The organism is Acinetobacter sp. Marseille-Q1618, assembly GCF_902809855.1.
Classification (GTDB): domain Bacteria; phylum Pseudomonadota; class Gammaproteobacteria; order Pseudomonadales; family Moraxellaceae; genus Acinetobacter.
The window spans coordinates 1-23,044 of record NZ_CADDWJ010000001.1 but is presented as its reverse complement, the minus strand read 5'-3'; the positions used below and the strand labels follow the sequence as shown (position 1 = coordinate 23,044).

Genomic DNA, 23,044 nt, shown 5'->3' with positions numbered 1-23,044 from the left:
GCAACCTATTCGAGTTAATATTCCGTATAACTCTTATGAATTTGGATGCAATTAACGCTGTGGTACACCTTTTTGCCCAACTTTACGATTAGGTGCCATGCCATTTGCAAGTAAAGTTTCTTCAATGGTGTCGTACTGTACACCGATTCGATAAATTTCACGTGCTTCTTGACCATTTGCTACTTCACGACCTAGCTCATGTGCAATACGCACAGTTTGTTTGATCTGCTCAACCGAAGAGAAGCGCTCACCTTTATGGTTAATAATGGTGTCTTCATTCCCCACACGTGCATGCAAGCCCATTGCCATTGAAATGGTATTGAGTGGTAATACATTTTTCAGCAAAGATTCAGAAGTCAACGTACAACCGTCAGGTACACGATGAATAAAATTAAAGAAGTTAAATGGGTTTGGACCATCAAAACCACCACCAATACCAATCCAAGTTAGGTTCATTGGACCTTTATATAAGCCTTTTCGTACAAGACGCTCTAATGTTTCTAAACCATGCATTCCTGTCAGTTGGAAGTGCGGTTGAATACCATTGGCAGCCAAACGCTTTAAATGCTCAATCAACCATTCAGGACCTGCAGGTACTGTCATTTCAGCATAAGCCGCTTGAATTGCAGGATGTTCAAGTGATGTACCTTTGAGATATTCTGGATATAACAGCTCCATGATATTCATTTGTGTAGTGTTGACAGCAACAGTGACTTGATCAGGTTTCGGATCTAACTCTGCCAATTTATGACGGGTATCATCACTCAACCACAACGCTGCTTCACCTTCACTTTCAGGTGCAAAAGAAATCGAGCCACCCACTTGGATGATCATATCTGGTACAGCAGCACGCACACCTGCAATCAGTTCATTAAATTTTGATAGACGTTTTGAACCTTTACCGTCTAACTCACGTACATGTAAATGTAAAACAGTCGCACCTGCTTCATAACATTCCACTGCTTTTTGGATTTGTTCCTCCATCGTCACAGGAATATCTTCTGGAAAATCTTCAGGCATCCACTCAGGACCATACGGCGCAACAGTAATTACCACTTTTTCCATATTTTCTGGATGTAAAGAATCATCAAAAAATTGCATATGCATCTCCTATGCTATTTATTAGATAGATAAAATTAGTAAGTTTTTAAAAATTAATATGTTGTATCGCCAATAATGCCAGCTCGCTCCATTTTGCGATGACACGCTGGATAATCCATCACGGCATAATGTTGCGTGCTACGATTATCCCAAATCGCAATACTGTTTGGCTGCCAACGCCAACGTACTTGGTATTCAGGAATAGATGCTTGGGTGATTAAATAACGCAGTAAATCTGCTGCACCTGGATTGGCATCTTGCCCAAAACGTACTCGTTCTTTGGTGTGATAATTACTAAAATGTGTTGTAAATGCATTTACATACAGAATCTTCTCACCTGTTTCAGGATGAGTGCGAACCACAGGATGCTCCGCATCTGGAAACTGTGCTTTTAACGCCAAACGCTTTTCAAGCGGCATCGCCGCACCAAAACTCGCTTCGATACTGTGATAAGCACGTAGATCTGCGATTTTCGCTTTTACATCTTCTGGTAAGTTTTCGTATGCCATGACCATATTGGTCCACATGGTATCGCCACCAACAGGCGGACATTCCACACAACGCAACACACATCCCATTGGTGGAATTTTGCGCCAGCTTGCATCGCTATGCCATGCATTTTCATAACGATCAATAGGACTGTCTGGTGTCTTATAAATCTGCACCAAACCAGGGTGATCAGCATGACTCCCTGCTACTGGATGATCTTCAAGTTGACCAAAAAGTTCAGCAAATGCAACGTGTTCAGCACGTGAAATATTTTGATCTCTTAAAAATAAAACCTTGTGTTGGAGTAAATGTGAGCGTATTTCAGCAAACAGGTCTTGATCTTGAATGGCATCTGCCAAATTTACACCGCGTAATTCTGCACCGATATTGCAGGCTAATTGTTCTATTTGCATGAGAAATCCTTTCTAGCAAAAACCGTCATTTCTAAACTGAAGCGACTAGATCACAAAAATTGAAGATCCGATGGTTTTACGTGCTTCTAAATCACGATGGGCTTGAACAGCATCCTTAAGTTCATAGCGTTGATTAATTTCAATTTTGATACGGCCACTTGCAACATGATCAAATAATTCATTGGCTAAAGCTTGTTTTTCAGCAGGATCGGCGATGTAATCTGCTAGTGCTGGACGTGTAATAAATAACGAACCTTTCATTGCAAGTAATACAGGATTAAATTCTGCGATTGGACCCGAAGCTGTACCCACGCAGACCATTAAGCCACGACGTTTTAATGAATCTAAAGAGGACATGAAAGTATCTTTTCCGACACTGTCAAAAACGACATTGACTCCCACACCGTTGGTCAACTCACGCACACGCTCAGCCACATTTTCATGACTATAATTAATCACGTGATCACAGCCATGTGCACGAGCAACAGCTGCTTTTTCCTCAGTAGAAGTTGTACCGATCACCGTTAAACCCAGTAGTTTTGCCCATTGCGATACAATTAGCCCAACCCCACCTGCTGCGGCATGCAGCAAAATTGTGTCACCTGTTTTAAAGTCATAAATACGGCGCATTAAATAAGAAGCAGTTAAACCACGCATGGTCATTGCGGCTGCTGTTTCACAAGAAATGGCTTCTGGCAGTTTGATCAAAGCATTGGCTGGAATATTACGTTCAGTGCTATATGCACCAAGCGTGTTTAAAAACCCTGTATATGTGACACGATCACCAACTGCAAAATCAGTCACACCCTCACCAAGAGCTTCAATAATGCCAGAAGCCTCAGTACCAATACCATTTGGCAGTGGGATTGGATAAGTACCGTTACGGAAATAGGTATCCGCATAATTCAAACCCACTGCAACATGACGTAAACGTACTTCACCCGTCTGAGGTTCAGCTAAGTTTACCGTTTCCAATTGCATTACATCTGGTGCGCCCGTTTCATAAAAGCGTACTGCTTGTGTCTGTGTCATTTTCCTATCCATGTTTTGCTTATTATTGATTGCTAAATGCATAACCTAAAACTACAACAGTCAATCTTTATATCCTTTACATTTGACGACATCGACTTAACATTTTGCGACAGGCTATTCCCTAAATAGGCCGATCATCGCAGCTCTTTGAGCAATAACATTGATCTTATTGGTTTTTTATATTTATCAAGGAAAACTCTATTTTCATGCAAATCTGCATCACTATTTTTAATGTGAAAATACACTCATCGTTTTTGGCAACTTCACTATTTTTGCAACATGCTTTAAGGTGTGCCAGCTGATCTGAAAATAGATGATGAATGAGAAAATAGATGACATTAAAACAACTTAAAGCTTTTTTAATCCTTGCTCGAACCTTGAACTATGCACATGCAGCTGATGAACTGTGTTTAAGTCAGTCTGCTTTAAGTTTAAGTATCAAGTCCTTAGAGGAAGAATTGGGTGGGAAACTCTTTAAACGTAGTACACGACAAGTAAATTTAACTTATGAAGGATTAGCTTTAATTCCTTATGCAAAAAAACTTCTCGCAAATTGGGAGGATATGGAAAAAGATGTCAAACAACGCTTCCAACTGAATCGTGGCATACTCAATATTGCTTCAATGCCCTTTGCAACCCATGCTGTATTGCCTATAGTTTTACAGGAGTTTTCCAAAAAATTTCCAAATATTAGTTTTTCAATTCACGATGTACCCAATGAAAAGATTATCGAAAAAGTTCAAGACGGTATTTTTGAAATAGGGATTTGTTTTGAACCACAATTTCGTCACCAACTGATGTTCCACATCTTATTTAAAGAAGACTTCATTGCAATTGTACCGAAGAACCATGTGCTCGCTCAGTACAAACACATCACCATGGCTGAGCTATGTACGTATCCTTTTGTTACCTTACAAAAGCCCTCAATTATTCGCCATGTCATTGAAGAGAGTTGTTTAAAAAACAATTTAGTTTTGGATTTAAAGGTTGAATGTCATCAAATCAGTTCATTGTCACATTTTGTAGCATATGGAATGGGTGTCACTGCAATTCCTCGGCACTTCCAAAATTTTATTGATCAAGAACATAACACAGTTTTGGATATCACTGATGGAAACGTATCTTTGGCATTTGGTGTTTTATATCGAAAAGACTTTGAGCTTTCTCATATTTCTCAACAATTTATTAATCTTATTTGTGAGCATTATTTTCAATAAGTTTATATATTGGTTTGTATATTAAAATTTTCTTCTACGCTATATCTCACCTAAATAAAAAATACTTTAATCTCTAAATGTGTATTTTTTTGATTAATAAGTTTTCCTCATTACATATTTAAAATATTCAATTTCTCAATGCTTCTATTCGATGTTAATAATTTAAAAAAGACATGGAGTCAGCCAATGAATAAAGTCGTAGCCAATGCACGTATTGCACTTGCAGATGTGGTAAAAAATAAACAAACCATTGCAGTAGGTGGTTTTGGATTATGTGGTATTCCTGAAGTTTTAATTGACGCCCTGATGGAAACAGGTGTTACAGACTTAACCTGTATTTCCAACAATGCAGGAACGGATGGTATTGGTTTGGGTAAACTGCTTGCCACCAAACAGATTAAAAAAATGATTTCATCCTATGTTGGTGAAAACAAAGAATTTGAACGTCAGTTTTTACAAGGCGAACTTGAAGTCGAACTGACACCACAAGGCACATTAGCCGAAAAACTCCGTGCAGGGGGTGCAGGTATTCCTGCATTTTATACACAGACAGGCGTTGGTACACTGATTGCAGAAGGCAAAGAAGTCCGTGAATTTGATGGAAAACCTTATATTTTAGAACCCTCACTCACCGCAGATCTTGCTTTGGTCAAAGCCTATAAAGCGGATAAAGCAGGTAATTTGGTGTTCCGTAAAACTGCACGAAATTTTAATCCTGACTGTGCTATGGCAGGGAAATTCACCATTGTTGAAGTGGAACAGATTGTCGAAATTGGTGAAATTGACCCAGATGATATTCATTTACCTGGTATTTATGTCAACCGAATTGTGCTCAATGCAAATCCTGAAAAACGCATTGAACAAATGACCTTAAAAGCAGAGGAGGCTTAAGACATGGCTTGGACACGCAATGAAATGGCACAACGTGCTGCGCTTGAACTAGAAGATGGTTTTTATGTCAATTTAGGTATTGGTCTACCGACTTTGGTTGCCAATTATATTCCCGAAGACATTAATGTCTGGTTGCAGTCAGAAAATGGTTTACTCGGTATTGATGAATTTCCAACGGCTGAAACAGTAGATGCAGACTTGATCAATGCAGGCAAACAAACCGTGACTGCCCGCCAAGGTGCTTCATTTTTCTCAAGCTCTGAATCTTTTGCCATGATCCGTGGTGGTCATGTCAATATTGCAATTTTAGGCGCAATGGAAGTTTCTGAAAAAGGTGATCTTGCCAACTGGATGATACCAGGTAAAAAAGTCAAAGGCATGGGCGGTGCAATGGATTTGGTGGCTGGCGTTAAAAAAGTCGTCGTTCTGATGGAACACTGCGCCAAAGATGGCAGCCCAAAAATTGTGCCACAATGTACTTTGCCTCTCACAGGCAAAGCCGTGGTTAGCCGAATTATTAGTGATTTAGGTGTCATGGATATTACAGAAGACGGTGTTAAACTGATTGAGTTAGCTGATGGAGTGAGTTTAGAGCACATTAAAAATGTGACTGACTTAAAGTTGATTACGACTGATCTATAGGTTTTCAAAATTCTACGATCAAATGTAATACATTTGATCGTAGTTGATAAAATTACAACCAGATTAGATAAACCTTATAGTCAATATATGGATTTAGTCAGGTTTTTCTGGTCAGGGAAACACCATCGCTCTGTAAAAAGCGATCAATCTTATTACACTGTATGCGACAGATCAGCTGGGTAAAAAATATGCCTATCAATTTCAGAAATTAAGACAAATCTGAAAATAAAATCAAGAATGATTACTTCAGGGATATCGTAGATAAAATTATAAAATGGGATGCAGACATTGCTTATGTCAGAGGTGATCGTTGGTATATTACAACATCAAATCTAAAAACCATAAGAAATCATGGTATTCGATTTATGTTTGGTATCGACAGTAATCGCAAGGTATCACTTGAAAAAGGGATTTGGCATCAGATTAGGCAATTAGCTGCATTTGAAAATAGTCAAAAAATGTGGCTTAAAGACTTTGAATTTGTACAATCATTTAAGACTCAGCTCAAAGAACAGCAGAGATTTTATATTGTTTATGATGCTGATGAGTATTTAACCATTGAAGGGCTTCAAAATTTACAGGCAAGTCATTGGAAAATTGAGCAATATCACCGATATCATTAAGCAAGTATGTCATATTGAAAAGTTTCAGGTTAGGTGAGCGAAGCTCATTAACAATCATATTTTTGCATCATTAATGGCTTATGTGCAGATACAAAAAATACACTGGAATGATATTTTTATGAATATTTATCAATGGCAGAAGGGTCTATTTAGACCAATTATTAAGAATTTTATTGATAGTTTTATTTTAGACAAAAATCATCTTCTGCCACAAAAATTAGTAAAAGAATAGTGCGTAAGTCCTATATTATATCACTTCACTACCCCATAACTGAACTTGACGGCTATACCATTCCATCATCTTGACACGTTCATCCCAGTACTGTGCTCGATTATAAGCAGAACGAATTCTATTTTGAGAAACATGAGCAAGCTGACGTTCAATTGCATCAAAATTAAATAAATTGGACTCATTGACGACTGTGCTAAATAAAGAGCGGAAACCATGAGTAGTCATACGACCTGCATAACCTGAACGTTTGATGACTTGTAGAATGGATTCACTGCGCATTGGCTCTTTATTATTTAATCTATGTGGAAAAAGTAAGTCCTGATTATGCGTTAAACGTAGTGCTTGTAGCTCTGTAATCATATAGTCTGTTAAAGGTACACGATGTGCTAAGCCATTTTTCATTCGTTCAGCAGGAATGTCCCATTTACGCTCCTCTAAATTAAACTCGTCCCATGTGGCTTGAAGTAACTCACTAACACGCACACCTGTAAGCATAATTAATGTAAGTGCATGGTGTGTTTGTGCATCACTTGGATAAGCACGAACCTTTGCCAAAAACTCAGGCATTTCGCTTGCTGCAAGTGAAGCTAGGTTCTTAACTCGCTTAGATTTAAGTGCATAAACTAAATCTCCAGCAGGATTGTCTAAACGATAACCATTTGCAATGGCGTATTTCATCACCATACCACAACGAGATAAGGTTCGTTTTGCTACTTCAAGAGAGCCTCTTGCTTCAATTTTTTTAATATTTTGCAAAATTTCAGGAGCTTGGATTTGGTTAATACGCTTATCGCCTAGGCTTAGATACAATTCATCTAAAGAAGCACGTACATTACTAATATGTTTCTTAGACCAAGTTTCCTTTTGATTTTCAAACCATTCCTCTGCGACATCACGAAAAAAAGGTTTTAATTCTTCATGGACAGCAGAACGAGAATATTTATATTTTAGTTCAAGTGCGATCTCACGTGCTTTTTTTAAACTAATATCTGGATATTGTCCTAAGGATTCAGATTTACGCTGTCTATGAACAGTGACACGGATATTCCAATATTTCTGTCCTTTAGGGCTAATAATTAATGATAAGCCATTCGCATCTGAAAGACGGTATTGCTTATCGCTAGGTTGTGCTTTTTTACATTCTTGATCAGTAAGTGCCATTTATATTACCCAATATATTTATGATATTTGCTGGGTAAATTTTCCCAAAAATTACCCAAAGAAGGCAAAGTTAGGGTCAAATCGCATCGGATAAGATCGGACAATAGAGACAATAAAAAAGCCCTTAAACATTGAGTTTAAAGGCTTTTTTACATTCAGTCGGACATCTCTGAATTAAATTTTGATGGCGACAATTGAACAAATATGTATTTTATTGATTTATAATAATAAAATAATTTAGATCTATCTTGGGATACAAATAGGGATACAAGGTACTGTATTTTATGTGTATCTATATGCTTCTAAGATAATGAATATTTTCATGAGTTCAATTTCCAAAATACCATTTGAACTCAAATTTCAGCTTTCACCAAATTAAAAGTCAAATACTCCCTGTTGGATTTCAAATCTGATTGGGGGTCACCATCAATATTGAATGATTGCATTTCTGAACTTAACCCATAAATTGACACTCTCATTGAAGAATCAATACCATCAATAAAATGGGTAATTAACCTAGCTCTGGTACTCACTCCAGCCGCCTTTGCTGCAATTAGATCCTTACTACTCAATGGCTGAAAGTCACCATACAATCTGGTGAACTCTGCCCAACCTTTCCCAATTAAATTATTGTATTCATCTCGGATTTCTTCATATTTTTCAACAATACAAAGTTTATCCATTGCACCTATATTCATTAATACACCTCTTTGGTGATGTAAGGATTCAATAACAAGTCAAAAGCTCGATTGCTATTCAATGTTTGTTCTGCCTGCATAGATCGGTTTAAGTAAAGGTCTGCACCTAGTAGCAGAATTGCCGACTTGATTGGTGCTGGTATGTCTGTCACCTTGTCCCAATCTGAACCAAGAAAGTTTTTAATGTGCTGTTCGGCACTGTCCAAATAAATTTGGATTGTTGTGTCATCAAAGTCATGCAAGATTCTAAGATGCTGTTTCATTTCGGATAATTGAACTAAAGCCATTAAAATATTACCTCGTCATTTATGTCTAATTCGATGTTCGCCATTGCTCGTCCAAGTGCCATGATCGTGGCAACAATTCCATCAATTTTTTCACTAGATTTCTTTTTGCTTGGTTTGGTATTGCCTGCTGCATCTATTTCGACAACGGTATTGGCACACATCCAGTTTAAAACTGGGTTATTAGGGTGCTGTAGATCACCATTAATCAGCATAGTTTCAAGCTGTTTTGAGGGGGATGACATACTTCCGTAACCTTGACCGAAGCCTACAACATCAAAACCATCAGCTTCTAAGTCAGTCATTAGTTGGCTTGCATTCCATCTATCAATGGCAATTTCTTTAATCTGGTATTGTTCACCAAGTTCATGGATTTTTAGGCGTATAGCTTGCTGATCTACGGCTTTGGAATCTGTAGCAATCAAATATCCATTTTCCACCCATTGCGGATATGGAACTTTATCCTTTCTCGATCTCTCCCAAATTTGCACTTGTGGGACAAAGAAATAAGGGACTACATAGAATTTCCCATCAATCGGAAAGCCTAGAACAAGGGCTGTAATATCCTGTACGGATGAAAGGTCTAAACCTATGTAACATTGTCGTCCTGTGAGGTCGGGGTAATCTTCGTTCCTACATTCTTCCCAAACTGCCGAACTCAACCAACGAGAATCGGATTCTGTCCATTGATTCAGGTACAAACGTCTGAAAGTGTTTTCATAGGCTGGGACTTGTTGCGCTTTTAAACATTCTTGTTCATAAAAACTTTGATCTACTGTATGTCCCATGCTTGGACAAGCTGCTTTCCATACTTCTGGATCTGTCCAATCCGCATCGTCTGGAGCTGCATAAATACAAGGTAGGAAAGTAGGGTCATCAATGATTCCATCCTGTACCTTTAGGGCATAATCCCAAATCTCATAACAAATAGAATTTTTGTCGAACCCTGCTGTACTGGTATATAAAATAAGACTGTTATTACGTGCCAATGTTCCTGTAGTAAATACGTCTACAAGTTCCCGATCATCAATACAGTGCAATTCATCAATGCCACAATAATGGACATTCAAACCATGTTTTGTACTTGCTGAACTTGATAGCACACGGTAAACGCTGCCAGTGTTGGGAACGAGAATAGAGCGTTTATAAATATCTGATCGTGAACTTAATTCAATTTCATTTTCAGTCATTGCCTTTGCTGCATTAAAACAAAGTGCTGCCTGATCTGTGTCGGCTGCCACATTGAAACATTGTGCTGCTGGTTCATTTTCACAGTGCAAACAGTACAAGGCTATCGCTGCTGCAATTTCCGTTTTACCTTGTTTACGGCTGATAAATAAAGCGGATTGTCTATAACGTCTTTTGCCGTTGTCCGTTCTTCTCCATCCGAACAGTTCTCTTAAATATTTTACTTGCCAATCAAGGAGTTCAAAGGGTTTACCACGCCATTGTCCTGTACTATGAGTAAGACATTCAGAAAAGAAATCTATCACCTTGTCGGCTTCATTTTCATCAAAATAATAGTTAGCTAAAGAATCGGGACTTGTCATTTTTCTTTCCTTTTTCTGGTGTAACTATTCCGCCTTTGCTCGATGGTGTGAATCCAAACTCTTTAGCCATTAAGCGCAATGCGTTAAATACTCGCATGTCTGGCATTTCGCCCAATCTACGGCTTTCAATATATGCACCTAATAGGTCGCAATAAGTCGCTAACGGTTCTACAGTGGCAATATTCAATAGTTTATTCATAGCCATTTGTGGTGCTAACTTATTCCATTGAACTAAACCCTCACCAACTAGCCAATCGGGTGCAATTGTTTCGGCTGGTAAAAATTCAGGTTCAGCATCATTCAAAGGACGTTTACCAGGATTGCCTGCAAGCTCTTTTAGTGCGGTTGGTTTTCTTGGATTTCCCATATTTCAAAATCCCTCAACTGCGTTCATAAAAATGTGATTGGGTGGGCGGTTCTTCAATCAAAACCTTTTCGTGATTTTTTAGCATTACATCCTCATCACTTGGGCAAATGGATTGTCATCATACTTCGGGTCATCCCAACGTTTTGGTATTAGCTTTGGCTTATTCCATTCATGGTTAGGGTCTAATGGTCTGCCTTGTGCATCACATCCCCAATTGACTGACTTCCCCATGTCCTGTGCTGTTTTTAAGCTATGGCATTCATGGCATAGCAACATAAGATTAGTTAGGTCATTGTCGTTACCATCGTTGTTTACATGGTCTACGTCTGTACCTGCTACAGTAAGCCCACGTTTTAAGCAGACTTGGCATAGTCCCTGATCTCTGGCTATAACCATTTCTCTAATCTTTTGCCATAGTCGGCTATTCAATGGGATAGTTCTTTCTTTCGGTTTATATAGGCTGTGTTTCTTCATGTGTTGGCTCTGTCTTTATTTGAATAGGTAGGTTCTCCAGCTCTCGGACTTCATCAATGGTCATCCATTGGTTTTGTAGTGCTGACTGGTAGAACGCTGCACGGTTGGCATTGTCACCACGTAACAAGCCATCTAGGTTGTGTTCACAATAGAACTGTGGTGTTAGGCATGTGTTATTGATTGACTGTTCCCACATGAGTAAATGACGCTTCAAAGTGAGCGTTACAAACTGCCTCGCAAGCTCCACACTATTGGAGTAATTGGCATTATCCAAAACGCCTACAATGGTGGGCTGAATACGAAATAGTCTGCATACTTCCAATACACTAAACTGCCTACTCTCAAGCCATTGGCTGTCTATCAATGACATACTGACTGGTTTAAAAGTTGCTCCACTTGGTAGGATTGGTGTAGTCCCAGCATTCTTCACACCTGAATAGTTTTGTTTCCAGCTATCAGATATATTTTTTGCTTGCTCTCTGGTGGTAGTCGGTAAGGTTTCGATCACACCATTTAATGATGTGCCATTGTTAAAGGTGTTTGTTCCGTGCTGTTGTTCGGACAAAGACAAGGCTATTGTGTCTTGTGCTACCTGAATAGGTGAACGCCCTAAATATGGGGTGCTGTCGCTTGGGTGGTAGCGTAAATGTAGGACTTCATCCTGTAGTAGTCGCTTAGTGCTGCCATCATGTAGAACAATGTCATAAACTAAATTTCCATTGTGATTGAGTAGGACAGTTACGCTGTCTGGGTGCAATGGAATTAAGGATTTAATCCCTCGGTTATCTCTCACAATTTCAGCATAACCATTGCCACGTAAGAGAACATGACGCTGTAGCATTTCCCTAAACTCTAGGGCTGTTTGCCAATGATTCGGCTTGTCATGGATAAGTTTGTAGAGTGGGTGTTGTTTTGCCTTTTCTCGTCCTGTATCAGTGCGTTTATAGACTTCAAAAGGCAAACTTGCGATTGTTTCAGCAATTGCAGATATACAAGCGTAAACAGTAGAAATGGATTCGGCTGTTTTGGCGTTTACAATAGGGTTGTTCACCACATTAGAAAAATAGGTGTCATATGCTGGAGTGTTATTCCTTTTTTCATGTCGTCTTTGATTTCTTCGGCTCATGTTAGGCACTCCAGATATTTTTTAACATTGGCAAGGCGTTTAATGTTTTTACGTTTTGCTCGAATATCTACGCTGGTCGCTTCATAAGCTGGGTCGCTGGTTAGAGTGATTTCAAATAGATCAACGTCCAAAAGTTCCCGACTGGTATCTGTCCAATTTTCTGATCGAACAATAAAACCAAAGCTACAACCTGATAGATCGCCACGTTTGACCAACTCAGCTACATCATTCCCCAGTGTGGTATTAGGTAAATCAAGTTCAAATTTCAAGCCTTTTTCATCTTCTGAAAGTCGGAGTGTATTTGAACCTAAACGCCCTAATAGTTGACTGGTGTCATGTTCATAAATGGCTTTAATTTTTGACGCATCATTGGAAGTCAAAGAGCGCAAAAATGCGCCCTTTCTAATCACTTCTTGAATGTTCCCGATCATGGTTGGGCTGTCGAATACGGCTGCATAACCTGAAAGGGTGCGCCCTTTAGATTCAATGCTAAAAGAGCGTTTTTCCATATCATGCACCTGTAGCCACTAGGAACGCTTTAGGGTGTCGGACTGCTACGTCACACGTTGCCATTGCTCGAACTTGCACACCGCCACGACTGTAGGCTGGTTCTGCATAAGGATTCACTAGAATGTCGATCTCTGACCAAACACCAAGTAATACTTGGCTAAAGTCACCTAAAATCAATTTGTTCGCTGGCATGTTTGCGGACACATTAAAAGGAAGTTCACCCACCTGACCGCCTGAATATAAGAACTGTCCTGTGCCTGCTGATTTCTCTATGCCTGCCAATGTGGTTTTTGTGGTACTTGTACCTAACCATTTTAGATTGGTAATGTTTTCATCTTCGATCTGTTGGATAAGGGCTAGGACTTCTTGCCATGTCGCAGGGATTGCTCCAGTCAAAACGCCTACAGTATTTAAAATCCCTAATGGGTCTTTAACGCCTGTACCTGCAATAATTGCTTTATCAATGTTTTGGGCAATTAAATAACTCAGATCTTCACGAACTAAACTTTCAATGTCTGGACTTGATTGCTGGATAAGTTGGCGTGACATTTCAGTCTTACCGCCTGTATGTTTTGGTTTTAAAGTGATTGCATCAAATCCCATTTCACTTTCTGGTACTGATTCACCCTCATTAATCCAGCCTAATGATAAACCTGAACCAAATTTAGGAATCACCACATCACCTGATAATCCAGTCAATGTACGAACACCCATTGAACGGACAATGTTAGAAGAACGTAAAGCCCCGATGTAATCCTGTGGTCGGTGGTTGGTTGCTACAAGTTCGCTGGCTGTTGTGGTGGTATTCGTTCTTGTTTCTAAGGCATCAAACGGAATAAATGCGCCTTGTGCCTTACGCCCAGAACGCTTCTCTGCTTCTTGGTTATATTCAAGTTCTGCACCTGATAAACCTTGACTGTTCATCTGTGAACGGATGATGTTCGCAACGGACACCGAACGTTTTAATTTTTCAAAGTCTTTATTGTAGTTATCGCCTACATGGTCGGCTGGTGCTGATCGTTCAAGGCTTCGTAGGTATTCAGCTCGATCAATTTGTTTTTGGACACTACGTTCTTCATTTTTCAATGTGTCGAACTGTGTAGATTCTTCGGTTGTTAAATCTCGATTTTCAGTCGATGCTTTATCTGCAATCGCTTTCATCTGGTTTACGGTGTTAGATCGTTTTTCGAGTAATTCAGTTAAAGTCATTTTCTATATCCTGTACAAGATATAGCCTATATATCAGAATATATATTTATAAATCATAGTCTTAAATTTATATAACTATATATAAAACCCACTCAATCGAGTGGGCTATTATTTCCTAAATAAAATGTATGCTGTATTCAGGGTCATCACTATTTAATTTAGCTTTCACTTTTTTTCTCAATTCAAAGAATGATTGATCGCCATTTTTATCTTCTTCGCATTCACCAAATTTCTTTCTTTGCTCTCTTTGTTGGTTAGCATAATTTTCTAAAACATCATCAAGTTTTTTCAGTTCATCAATTGATAATTCAATTACTTTATTAGTCATCATAATTTCCTTTAATTCATATCTATAAACCATGAGCAACATGAACAAGTTGAGCAAGTTGGCTGTAAGTTAATGATTTTTAAATCAATTCAAGTTGCTCATCATGTTGCTCAATCTGTTTTAGCTTGAGCAAGTTGAATATTTATATATTTCATGTGGTTAGCATCAAGTTGCTCATGTTGCTCAACTTGCTCATGAGGGTAGTAGTGTTAAAAGTGTGTTGGTTCATCCAATCTATGAATTTTTGGAAGTGACCAAAACCAGACTTTTTCACCCTGTGGTTTAAATGGTTTTATGTTTAATTTTTCTTGCGCTCTCCTAATCGAAGCTGGACTAAATCCTGCATCTTTTGCCTGTGCTTGAACTTCTTTTGTCGGCATATTTTCAACTGAACTTAATAGATCAATTAAAAACTCTTTTGCCATATCTACCATTGAACCGTTATCATTTTCGGTGGATTCAGCCTCATTCAATAACTCTCTAGCTGAACCCTCAATTACTCCCAACCAAGCTGTTTTTGTAGTTTCAATATTTTCTAAAACTGTTTCAGCTTCGATCTGGTATCTAATCCCACCATCCAAAGTTGAGATATTACTTTTTGCCCTTACTAGAATGCAGTCGTTTTCATCTTCACGTTTTGCAGCACTCCAAACCATACGAGCAAGAGCAGTAAAAGCCTGTGAACCTATAATTCTTTCGGCTGGACTACTGCCAGATGTACCTTTAGCAAAATGGGTAATACCTACAACCGCACAGTTAAATTCTTGAGCGAAATCTACTAATACCTGTAATGATCGTCTTACATCTGTTGCCTTATTCGAATCTCCACCAACGGCAGAAATAATAGGATCAATCATTAGTAATTTAATATCAGGATTCCGCTTTGCATATTCATAAAGTAAGGGTAAATCTTTTGTTGGGTCGAAAGGCTCTCGTTCTCCTTTTTCATTAATACGACCAGCAATAAAATCAATCTTGTTGAGGTCTGCACCATTAGCGATCAAACGAGGTAACAAAGTGTCGTTTGGGTCATCCTCAGTGGAATAGATTAATATTTTCCCAGAATCATTACACTTAGAACCATCAGGAAATACGCCATTTGTTGAAATAGTAGCAATTAGAGCAAGGAGTAAATTTGTCTTACCGCATCCACCAGCACCAGCCAAAATCGTAATTTTTCCTAAAGGCAACCATCCAGTCCATAACCAATTAATTGCTTGAGCTTTAATAGAACTCATATTTACAATTTGGAGTGTGGAATTGTTTTTTACTTCTGCTGGTCGAATTTCTAATGACTTACCTTTTAAAACAGATTTAATTTGCTCATCAGATAAATTAGATACATCAGAATCAAAATGAATCTTTAAATCATTGTTGTATTCTAGGTGTTTTTCAGTTGCAACGATTCTAGGCTTTTGATCATCAAAATAATTATTTATCAATTCAAAGGCAGTATTAATGCGACTGTGAAAAACTACAACATAATTGAGTTGCGATAATCTAAAAAATAAATTTAAATTATCGGTAGCAATAAAACTTGTCGGGTTGGCATTGCTAAAATTACAAACTGGAATCCCAGTACCCACTTTAATGGGCTGGGATTTCTTTTTACGATCTAGTAATTGGTAGCCGATTAATAATTTACTTTCCAAGTCATATAAAGGGATAGCTTTATATCCTGAAATATCCCGACTTTTATAAATTGTTTCTTCAGCTACAGTCCTAATACTTCCTTTTGATTCATTTTGAACTAAAACGTTTAAATCAAAATCTTGAATCGAATAGCTTTCTACTACTTTTTTAGTGTAGTTTTGCGTGTGAACAAAAATAGGGTTCTGGGGTCTAGGGTCTACTGTTTCCAGTAAATCCCCAGTTGTATCCCAAGAAGGCTTTATATTCATTTATTACCTCCTTGTTTTGCAGATTCCCATTCTTCTCTGAGTTTTTCAGCCTCTTTTTCGTGATAACTACAACGATCTTCCGCTAAATATACAAACATTTCTAAGACTTTCTCCAAGTCGGAAAAATGGTATTCGGCACTTGGATTACGAGCCATTAACTCTTTTTTGATTTGTTTAACTTTGAGCTGCACATCTGATAGGGCTGTACTCATCCAGCCCATATCACACTCAGCCATTGAAGCTAAGTCAAGCATGTCACCAGCGTCATAAGTTTTAGGAATTGATTTGATATTTTGATTAGGCATGATTAATGCGCTCCTTGTGTTAGTTTTGGAGCTTTACCATTCACGACCAAATGAGGGTGGCAAAGCTGAAAAGGGTTGGTCGACAGGTACACAAGAGACCTGCACACTCGAAAGTGTCCCTCTCCAGCTTCACCATAGAGATGCGATAGCATAGAGATTTTACGCATAAAAAAAGCCCGAAGCGGACTGTATGCGCTTGTGTATTCATAGCCGACCAAAGCTAACTTTGTGATTTTGCACAAAGCAAAGAAACTATAACCAATTTTTTTCATGCTGTCACCTCATGGCGTTCAGCTTTTTTTACTTCTAACCAGTGTTCAAGTTCATTTGAACAAAAATAAACTGGTGCTTGTTTTGTATCTCCTAATTTAATTGGTTGTGGGAAATCTTTATCTTTAAGCATTAATTTGCGTAAACCATCACGAGTGACACTAAGTAGATCGCAAACTTCATTAAACTTTTTAAGCATTTAAATACATCCTTATGCATTTATTTAGGATGTACTCAATTATTCACATATTTGAAAAAAAGTTACTCAGAAATTTTTTAATTTTTTTCTGAGTTGTATTTATATCTTTTTCTTGCCGCATTTTTATTAAATGAGGATAAATCACAAAATGCTCTATATAGCTTAGCAACCTTATCTCTATTGGTATTAAATTTCTCTGCTGCTTCCTCAAATAACTCATTATTAACTGATCTACCAGTTGAGCATGACTTTGCTACATAACTTCCTATTTGGAATAATAATTCTCGATCTTTTTTTAAAGTATAAATTGACTTTCCTTTTGGTACGGGATTTCCGAATACGGCATTCCAGTCTTTAAATTCATAATTTTTTACGTCAGAGATCTTACTATTTAACTCCTTTGCAAGCCAAGTTGGCATAAGTAATTCATTTGAACTCACAATATTTAATGCCCACATTAAATTTAAATTTTCACCAGCAAGGTATCCTATTTTAAGATCAAAAATGTGCCAATAAGCAGAGGTAATGGTAAAAGTGTCTGAAAAAATTAAATCTCTATCTGCTGAGTTAACATTCAGTAAATTATAGCCTTCTTCTGGCGTGAGCTTGCCAAAATCGAAATCTTTAAATTTAAGCATTAACTCAATTCTGTTTAATGATATATTTTCCATCGTTACCCCACCATCCTATCCAATTCATCAGCCCACCACTGTTGCATCTCTATTCTGTCCTCATAGTGTGCTTCTTTGTCATAAATACCTTTTACACCTTTCTTTAAATGAGCAAGGGCAGATTCTACAACTTGTCCCATAGTCGGATATTTTCTATTCCATGCAGAACTCGCAATATGTCTAAAACCATGCGGACTTTGTTTGTCACCATATCCCATACGGCGCAAAGCCATAATAAAAACTGTATCTGATCTAGGCTTATCTAAACTGGTTCTACTCGGAAAAAGTAAATCAGAATTACCACTATATTTTTTTAGTTCTTTTAAAAGTTCAATGGCTTGAGTAGGTAAAGGGATAGCATGTTCAATCCTTGTTTTCATTCTCTCGGCTGGTCTTACCCACATAGCCTTTTTCAAATTAAACTCGTCCCATTTTGCTTCCCTTAATTCCGATGGTCGAGGGAAAAGCATCACTAATAATTGAAGTCCTATTCTTACGTCTGGAGTAGGATAGTTATTAATAACTTGTAAAAGTCTTGGTAGTTCTTCAAGGGGAACATGCTTCATATTTTTTGATTCTGCTGGGTCTAAAAACTTATTTACACCATCCAAAGGGTTGTATTGTATTTTTCCTTTCACTTTTGCAAGGTCATAAACCTCACGACATAAAGAAGCCATTCGTTTGACTTGTTCATTAATTCCAAGCTCTCTTTGTATCCCTAAAAGATGCTCAAACCAATCTTTAGGCATGATAGTTCTGAAATCAGATTTACCAAAAGTAGGGTAGATGTGTTTTTCCAAAGCTCCGACATTTCTTGTCCATGTTCCCTCAGTCCATCTTTGCTTTTTAGTATCTAGCCATTCTTGGGCGATCTGCTCAAAAGTTGAATGAACTTTTTCAATCTCAGCTATACGTTTTTCTTTTTGAGTTGGTATAGGTGTTCCATTGGATGCAGCATTCATCATTTCATAGGCAAGTTTTCTTGCTTTTGCACCAGATACGGCAGGGTATGAACCAAGTCCACGCCAAGCCCATTTATTCTCAGGTGTTTTATATCTTAGTTGCCACGATTTTGTCCCATTTGTTTTGACACGAAAATAGAGATTATCGCCATCTAAAATACGGTATTCCTTTTCATCAGGTTCTAAGTTTTCAAGTGTGGTATCTGATAAACGCTTACCAGTCTTTACTTCTGATCTTTTCATAACAAAATAATGTATCCCCAGTTTCAATTATCATAATGGGCTACAAATAGGGATACAATATGCTGTGTATTATATGAAGTTAAGAATATTTATAAGAAGCAATAAAAAAGCCCTAAACCATTGTGGTTTAAGGCTTTTGTACTCATATAAAGTTATGTAACAGTATATGATTTTAGGTATTTGGTGGAGATGGCGGGAGTTGAACCCGCGTCCGCCAACACTACACTCGAGAATACTACATGCTTAGATATCGTCTATTGTTTTAACGCTTAAAGACCCGACGAACAGGATTAAAAACGCGATCCTCTAGATTTAGTACAACACCCCGAGGCTTGATGTTATACGGACTTGTGTGCGTGCGCTTCAGTCGGGATCTCTAACCACAAGTATTCAGAGATGCGGACAAGCGGCCCTTAGGCAGCTAGAGCGTAAGATTCGTCGTTTGCGACTATTTAAAATGCAAATTTTATTTACGAGAGGAAATGCGCTCTCGGCATGCATCTATGAGCTTCATCATCAGCGTCGAAGCCAATAACATCCCCAGATAACAACGTTATCATAGCATAAAAGTTATAAATTACGATGATAATTCACAACTTTTGTTTGCAATAATGCGCTTAATTACATAATTGCGTTACTATCTAATTTTTTCAAGGGTTAAAACCAAAAAACATGAGCTATTTACTCGCACTTGATCAAGGAACAACCTCTAGCAGAGCGATTATTTTTGATGAACATGGAAAAGTTCATGCTACAGCTCAAAGAGAAATACAAATCAAAACCCCACATTCAGGTTGGGTTGAACAAGATGCACAAGAAATTTGGACAACCCAAATTGCCGTTGTACAACAAGCCATTGCTTCAGCACGACTACTTGCTAAAGACATTCAAGCCTTAGGTGTCACCAATCAACGTGAAACCACAGTCGTTTGGGACAAACGTACAGGGCGAGCTTTAGCGCCTGCGATTGTATGGCAAGACCGCCGTGCAGCAGGATGGTGTAATGATTTACAACAAAATAATTATTTAGAAAAAATACAATACAAAACAGGCTTACGTATAGACCCTTATTTTAGTGCTGGAAAATTAGTTTGGTTACTAGAAAATATTGACGGACTCAGAGTTCTTGCAGATCAAGGACATGTAGCTTTTGGTACCATTGACAGTTGGTTGATCTGGAACCTAACGCAAGGTTCGGAACATGTGATCGAAGCAAGTAATGCTTCTCGAACCATGTTAATGAATTTAAAAAACCAACAATGGGATGATGAACTATTAGAATTATTTGACATTCCAAAGTCTATTTTACCTAAAATTATTCATTCAGATCAGTATATTGCTAATACAGCAACGGGTTTGCTTGGTGCTGAAATTCCGATTGCAGGCGTATTGGGTGATCAACAATCGGCACTGTTTGGACAGTCTTGTTTTGATATAGGTACAGCAAAAAATACCTATGGCACAGGTTGTTTTATGTTATTCAACACAGGTGCAGAGATTCAATTTAGTCAAAATCAGCTTTTGACCACATTGGCATGGAATTGCCAGCAACAGCCTGCGTATGCACTCGAAGGGAGTGTGTTTATGGCAGGGGCAATTGTGCAATGGCTGAGAGATGGTTTAGGCATTATTAAAAACAGTGCAGAAGTCGAAAAGTTGGCTTGTCAGGTGAGCACAACCGATGGGGTGGTTTTAGTACCTGCCTTTACAGGTTTGGGGGCACCACATTGGGACAGTGATGCGAGAGCTTTGCTCTGTGGTATGTCGCGAGGCACAAATAAATCTCATATTGCACGCGCAGCCTTAGAATCCATCGCATTTCAAGTGTCTGATGTTTTAACTGCAATGCAATCCGATATTTCCCAACCATTAAAAGAACTTCGAGTCGATGGTGGTGCAAGTCAAAATGATATGTTGATGCAATTCCAAGCCGATATTTTAAATGTACCAGTGTTACGTCCTAAACTGTTGGAATCAACGGCATGGGGTGCAGCGGCGATGGCGGGTTTGAAAATGGGGATATTTTCAAATTTAGAAGAAATTTCAACCTCTTGGCAATTAGATCGAGCATTCGAACCCAATATGCAAGAAAACGAAAGACAGTTTCATTTACAACAATGGAATGATGCTTTACAAAGAGCAAAAAGTCATTAAAAATTAATTTGTTATATTAAATAGAAAATTTAATTTAGATATAATTAAAGGCTATGTTGATAAATTACATGACATAGTCTTATAACTAAAGTTTATATTTTTAGATTAGTCTCATGAAAAGTGAAGCATCGCAAAACTACTTTGTAGATCTTATAAAAAATATGTTTAACACTCTATATTATAAAGAAAAAGTGATTGAAGATTAGGTCATGACTCCCCCTTACCTTCTGTTTAGCTAGTTTGTAATCGTCTATCTGCTAGATAACATTCTGCTCAATATTTATTTTTGATATTAATACGTATAACTGCTTATATTGCAGAAGGCATTAACCCTACTCAATTAGAGAGTATTTTAGAAATTTCTATCAAACAGTATAAAAAGCTCATTGATGATTTAAAAGAAACTAAAATGAAACTCGCTGATCTTAAGGATCGAGGAAAAAGCAAAAGTTTTACTAATGCAAATTCATTCTCTTAGTAAGGAGCAAGCATTTCAGCTTATTTAATTAATGGTTTTTGTGTTGGGGAATCTTGGAACACTTAATCTGCAATTCAGGAGTACAGTAGAATCATTGCAAATAGCCGAGAAATTATTCCAGAGTTTGTAGATAAATTGCTCAAGAAAATCATTGTCCTTCGCAAAACTAGCAAAAGACCAAGATTTAAAAAATGATCACGGAAATATTATCTTGCAATAATTATCCTGCTCAAACAGCTTCCCCTTATCAAATTTTAGGTGAAATTCTACTTCGAACTCAGGTTATACATAAAAAATAAAGCGATGACTAAAAAAATATAATTTGTATTTTTAAATAATTTCAAATGCATATACAATATATTAGATCAGAAATATCACGTGTGTTTAAACCTAATTTAGCAAAATTTTAAATTTCCATAGCAGTTACTAACAGGTTTTTGACCTAAGTCCATCTTAGGAATATCAACAGTAGCGCCTAATACTCCACCAATAGCCTCTAAAGCCGATAAACGTACGCCTGAACCATCCATATTTAAATTTGCAAATTGAGTATCAGGAATAGATAACCACCATCCTTTCTTTGCTTCAATACTATTCCATTGTCCTGTTGCAATATTCTGCCATTTAATATCTTTTTGTTGTAATGCTAGATAAGCACCACTTGTTGGATTTCCATTTATATCTGAAACTTGCAACCTATGTACTGTATTAAAAGGAATATCTTTCATATTCACATCTAATTGTAGGTCAATAGGCATTGGAATAAATCCTCCCAAACTCAACCTTGCAGCTGCTTTTAAACCATTTAAGCTAAATTTTGGAGAACGATCCACTGTAAGAACGGTTGAATAATCAGCAACTTTGGCATTTGCAGTACCAATTAAAGTCACATTAATTCCCCTAATATTTGCATTTGTTACCCGTACGCCAATATCCCCACTTAAAGAATTAATGCCTGTGTCGTCAGCTAAATCTGAAGTATCTTCATTTGCCCCCAAGCTCAGCATTCCCAAAGCAGAGAGTGCGCCCAAACGAAAGCCTTCTATACTTCTTGTTGAAGCACTATTGGCATTAGAAATCGCAAATTCAATAAATGGATTATTCAATATAAAATCAGTTGTTACACCAGCACCTTGAGCTGTACTTGTAGTAATCCCTGTTAGAGCAATATTATCAATATCTATATCACATCCAGCGCCCTTTGATCCCCCACATCCAAGTTGTAACTTTTTAATATTCGCATTTAAAGCCACCTCAGCTTCCATTCCTAATCTAAAAAAACTTAATTTTTGATTACTATCATCTACTTTATTTAAATTAAATAATGCTTGCCCTTCAACTTCTGCAAGCTCATCATCACTCATTTTGATCAGTGAATCAGTATTTGATGGATATGTTAAAGGCGATGCGGATGCTACTGTCAGCATCGCAAAACTGAGAAAAGATAAGAAAAAAATATAGCTATATTTCACTTTAAAGCCCCAATTATTTTACTAATGCTTTAAGGATTATGA

General features: G+C 37.7%; 23 protein-coding genes, 1 other RNA gene and 3 pseudogenes. 6 read left to right on the top strand and 21 right to left on the bottom strand.

The features are described 5' to 3' along the window. Window positions 1-51 precede the first annotated feature (51 nt). Genes HUS24_RS00125 through HUS24_RS00115 form a run of 3 tightly spaced genes read right to left on the bottom strand, consistent with a single transcriptional unit; the run spans window position 52 to window position 3,035 of the window. Window positions 52-1,101, bottom strand: coding sequence for a 3-keto-5-aminohexanoate cleavage protein (locus HUS24_RS00125; RefSeq protein ID WP_173910066.1), 1,050 nt, complete (start codon window positions 1,099-1,101; stop codon window positions 52-54). A 53-nt stretch (window positions 1,102-1,154) separates the two neighbouring features. Next, the gene (locus tag HUS24_RS00120; RefSeq protein WP_173910065.1) at window positions 1,155-2,003 is read right to left on the bottom strand and encodes a TauD/TfdA family dioxygenase; all 849 of its coding nucleotides are present in this window, start codon (window positions 2,001-2,003) and stop codon (window positions 1,155-1,157) included. A 45-nt stretch (window positions 2,004-2,048) separates the two neighbouring features. Further along, window positions 2,049-3,035 carry a quinone oxidoreductase gene (locus tag HUS24_RS00115; protein WP_173910064.1) on the bottom strand — a complete coding sequence of 329 codons (987 nt, stop codon included), beginning with the start codon at window positions 3,033-3,035 and terminating at the stop codon, window positions 2,049-2,051. Between the two features lie 332 nt (window positions 3,036-3,367). Between HUS24_RS00115 and HUS24_RS00110 the strand changes: the two genes are divergently transcribed. From HUS24_RS00110 to HUS24_RS00095, 4 genes and pseudogenes are all read left to right on the top strand, one after another. After that, entirely contained in the window at window positions 3,368-4,252 is an 885-nt protein-coding gene (locus HUS24_RS00110) for a LysR family transcriptional regulator (protein WP_173910063.1), read from the top strand. Between the two features lie 186 nt (window positions 4,253-4,438). Next, window positions 4,439-5,143 (top strand): CoA transferase subunit A, encoded by a 705-nt coding sequence (locus HUS24_RS00105; protein ID WP_173910062.1) that lies wholly within the window; start codon window positions 4,439-4,441, stop codon window positions 5,141-5,143. Window positions 5,144-5,146: 3 nt separating this feature from the next. Next, window positions 5,147-5,785: a 3-oxoacid CoA-transferase subunit B gene (locus HUS24_RS00100; protein WP_173910061.1), complete on the top strand. Its 639-nt coding sequence runs from the start codon at window positions 5,147-5,149 to the stop codon at window positions 5,783-5,785. A 57-nt stretch (window positions 5,786-5,842) separates the two neighbouring features. Next, window positions 5,843-6,640 (top strand): annotated as a pseudogene (locus HUS24_RS00095) (transposase); the annotation flags it as partial. Between the two features lie 15 nt (window positions 6,641-6,655). Here HUS24_RS00095 and HUS24_RS00090 read toward each other — a convergent pair. The 17 genes and pseudogenes from HUS24_RS00090 to ssrA form a co-directional block, all read right to left on the bottom strand. Continuing rightward, window positions 6,656-7,801, bottom strand: coding sequence for a tyrosine-type recombinase/integrase (locus HUS24_RS00090; protein WP_173910060.1), 1,146 nt, complete (start codon window positions 7,799-7,801; stop codon window positions 6,656-6,658). Between the two features lie 353 nt (window positions 7,802-8,154). Continuing rightward, window positions 8,155-8,499, bottom strand: coding sequence for a head-tail adaptor protein (locus HUS24_RS00085; RefSeq protein ID WP_173910059.1), 345 nt, complete (start codon window positions 8,497-8,499; stop codon window positions 8,155-8,157). Beyond that, a complete protein-coding gene (locus HUS24_RS00080; protein ID WP_173910058.1) occupies window positions 8,499-8,786 on the bottom strand; it encodes a head-tail connector protein in 288 nt (95 codons plus the stop codon). The genes HUS24_RS00085 and HUS24_RS00080 overlap by 1 nt, the downstream gene beginning before the upstream one ends. Continuing rightward, complete coding sequence (locus HUS24_RS00075) at window positions 8,786-10,333, bottom strand: terminase large subunit (RefSeq protein ID WP_173910057.1); 1,548 nt, start codon at window positions 10,331-10,333, stop codon at window positions 8,786-8,788. Before HUS24_RS00075 ends, HUS24_RS00080 begins: the two co-directional genes overlap by 1 nt. Next, window positions 10,308-10,700, bottom strand: a complete 393-nt coding sequence (locus tag HUS24_RS16970; RefSeq protein ID WP_173910056.1) for a hypothetical protein — start codon at window positions 10,698-10,700, stop codon at window positions 10,308-10,310. Before HUS24_RS16970 ends, HUS24_RS00075 begins: the two co-directional genes overlap by 26 nt. An 84-nt stretch (window positions 10,701-10,784) precedes the next feature. Next, window positions 10,785-11,096, bottom strand: coding sequence for an HNH endonuclease (locus HUS24_RS00065; protein ID WP_173910055.1), 312 nt, complete (start codon window positions 11,094-11,096; stop codon window positions 10,785-10,787). Between the two features lie 55 nt (window positions 11,097-11,151). Further along, window positions 11,152-12,300 carry a phage portal protein gene (locus HUS24_RS00060; RefSeq protein ID WP_173910054.1) on the bottom strand — a complete coding sequence of 383 codons (1,149 nt, stop codon included), beginning with the start codon at window positions 12,298-12,300 and terminating at the stop codon, window positions 11,152-11,154. Beyond that, window positions 12,297-12,809, bottom strand: coding sequence for an HK97 family phage prohead protease (locus HUS24_RS00055; protein ID WP_173910053.1), 513 nt, complete (start codon window positions 12,807-12,809; stop codon window positions 12,297-12,299). Before HUS24_RS00055 ends, HUS24_RS00060 begins: the two co-directional genes overlap by 4 nt. Window position 12,810: 1 nt before the next feature. Then, window positions 12,811-14,019 (bottom strand): phage major capsid protein, encoded by a 1,209-nt coding sequence (locus HUS24_RS00050; RefSeq protein ID WP_173910052.1) that lies wholly within the window; start codon window positions 14,017-14,019, stop codon window positions 12,811-12,813. Between the two features lie 115 nt (window positions 14,020-14,134). Then, complete coding sequence (locus tag HUS24_RS00045; RefSeq protein WP_173910051.1) at window positions 14,135-14,350, bottom strand: hypothetical protein; 216 nt, start codon at window positions 14,348-14,350, stop codon at window positions 14,135-14,137. 206 nt (window positions 14,351-14,556) lie between these two features. After that, a complete protein-coding gene (locus HUS24_RS00040) occupies window positions 14,557-16,248 on the bottom strand; it encodes an AAA family ATPase (RefSeq protein ID WP_173910050.1) in 1,692 nt (563 codons plus the stop codon). Then, window positions 16,245-16,553: a hypothetical protein gene (locus tag HUS24_RS00035; RefSeq protein ID WP_173910049.1), complete on the bottom strand. Its 309-nt coding sequence runs from the start codon at window positions 16,551-16,553 to the stop codon at window positions 16,245-16,247. Before HUS24_RS00035 ends, HUS24_RS00040 begins: the two co-directional genes overlap by 4 nt. Before the next feature lie 2 nt (window positions 16,554-16,555). Continuing rightward, a pseudogene (locus HUS24_RS16965) lies at window positions 16,556-16,825 on the bottom strand (hypothetical protein). Beyond that, window positions 16,822-17,022: an AlpA family transcriptional regulator gene (locus HUS24_RS00030; RefSeq protein ID WP_173910048.1), complete on the bottom strand. Its 201-nt coding sequence runs from the start codon at window positions 17,020-17,022 to the stop codon at window positions 16,822-16,824. The pseudogene HUS24_RS16965 and the gene HUS24_RS00030 overlap by 4 nt, the downstream one beginning before the upstream one ends. Window positions 17,023-17,099: 77 nt before the next feature. Further along, window positions 17,100-17,693: a hypothetical protein gene (locus HUS24_RS00025; RefSeq protein WP_173910047.1), complete on the bottom strand. Its 594-nt coding sequence runs from the start codon at window positions 17,691-17,693 to the stop codon at window positions 17,100-17,102. Window positions 17,694-17,695: 2 nt separating this feature from the next. Continuing rightward, entirely contained in the window at window positions 17,696-18,898 is a 1,203-nt protein-coding gene (locus HUS24_RS00020; protein ID WP_173910046.1) for an integrase arm-type DNA-binding domain-containing protein, read from the bottom strand. A gap of 181 nt (window positions 18,899-19,079) precedes the next feature. Next, window positions 19,080-19,440, bottom strand: a transfer-messenger RNA (tmRNA) gene (gene ssrA, locus HUS24_RS00015). A gap of 130 nt (window positions 19,441-19,570) precedes the next feature. On the opposite strand from ssrA, the gene glpK reads away from it, so the two are divergent. Together glpK and HUS24_RS16960 are read left to right on the top strand one after the other, a co-directional pair. Next, window positions 19,571-21,052: a glycerol kinase GlpK gene (gene glpK, locus HUS24_RS00010; protein WP_173910045.1), complete on the top strand. Its 1,482-nt coding sequence runs from the start codon at window positions 19,571-19,573 to the stop codon at window positions 21,050-21,052. Between the two features lie 301 nt (window positions 21,053-21,353). Then, window positions 21,354-21,552: pseudogene (locus HUS24_RS16960) on the top strand (response regulator); the annotation flags it as partial. A 373-nt stretch (window positions 21,553-21,925) separates the two neighbouring features. Here the strand turns inward: HUS24_RS16960 and HUS24_RS00005 are convergent. After that, window positions 21,926-23,002, bottom strand: coding sequence for a hypothetical protein (locus HUS24_RS00005; RefSeq protein WP_254433779.1), 1,077 nt, complete (start codon window positions 23,000-23,002; stop codon window positions 21,926-21,928). Window positions 23,003-23,044 lie beyond the last annotated feature (42 nt).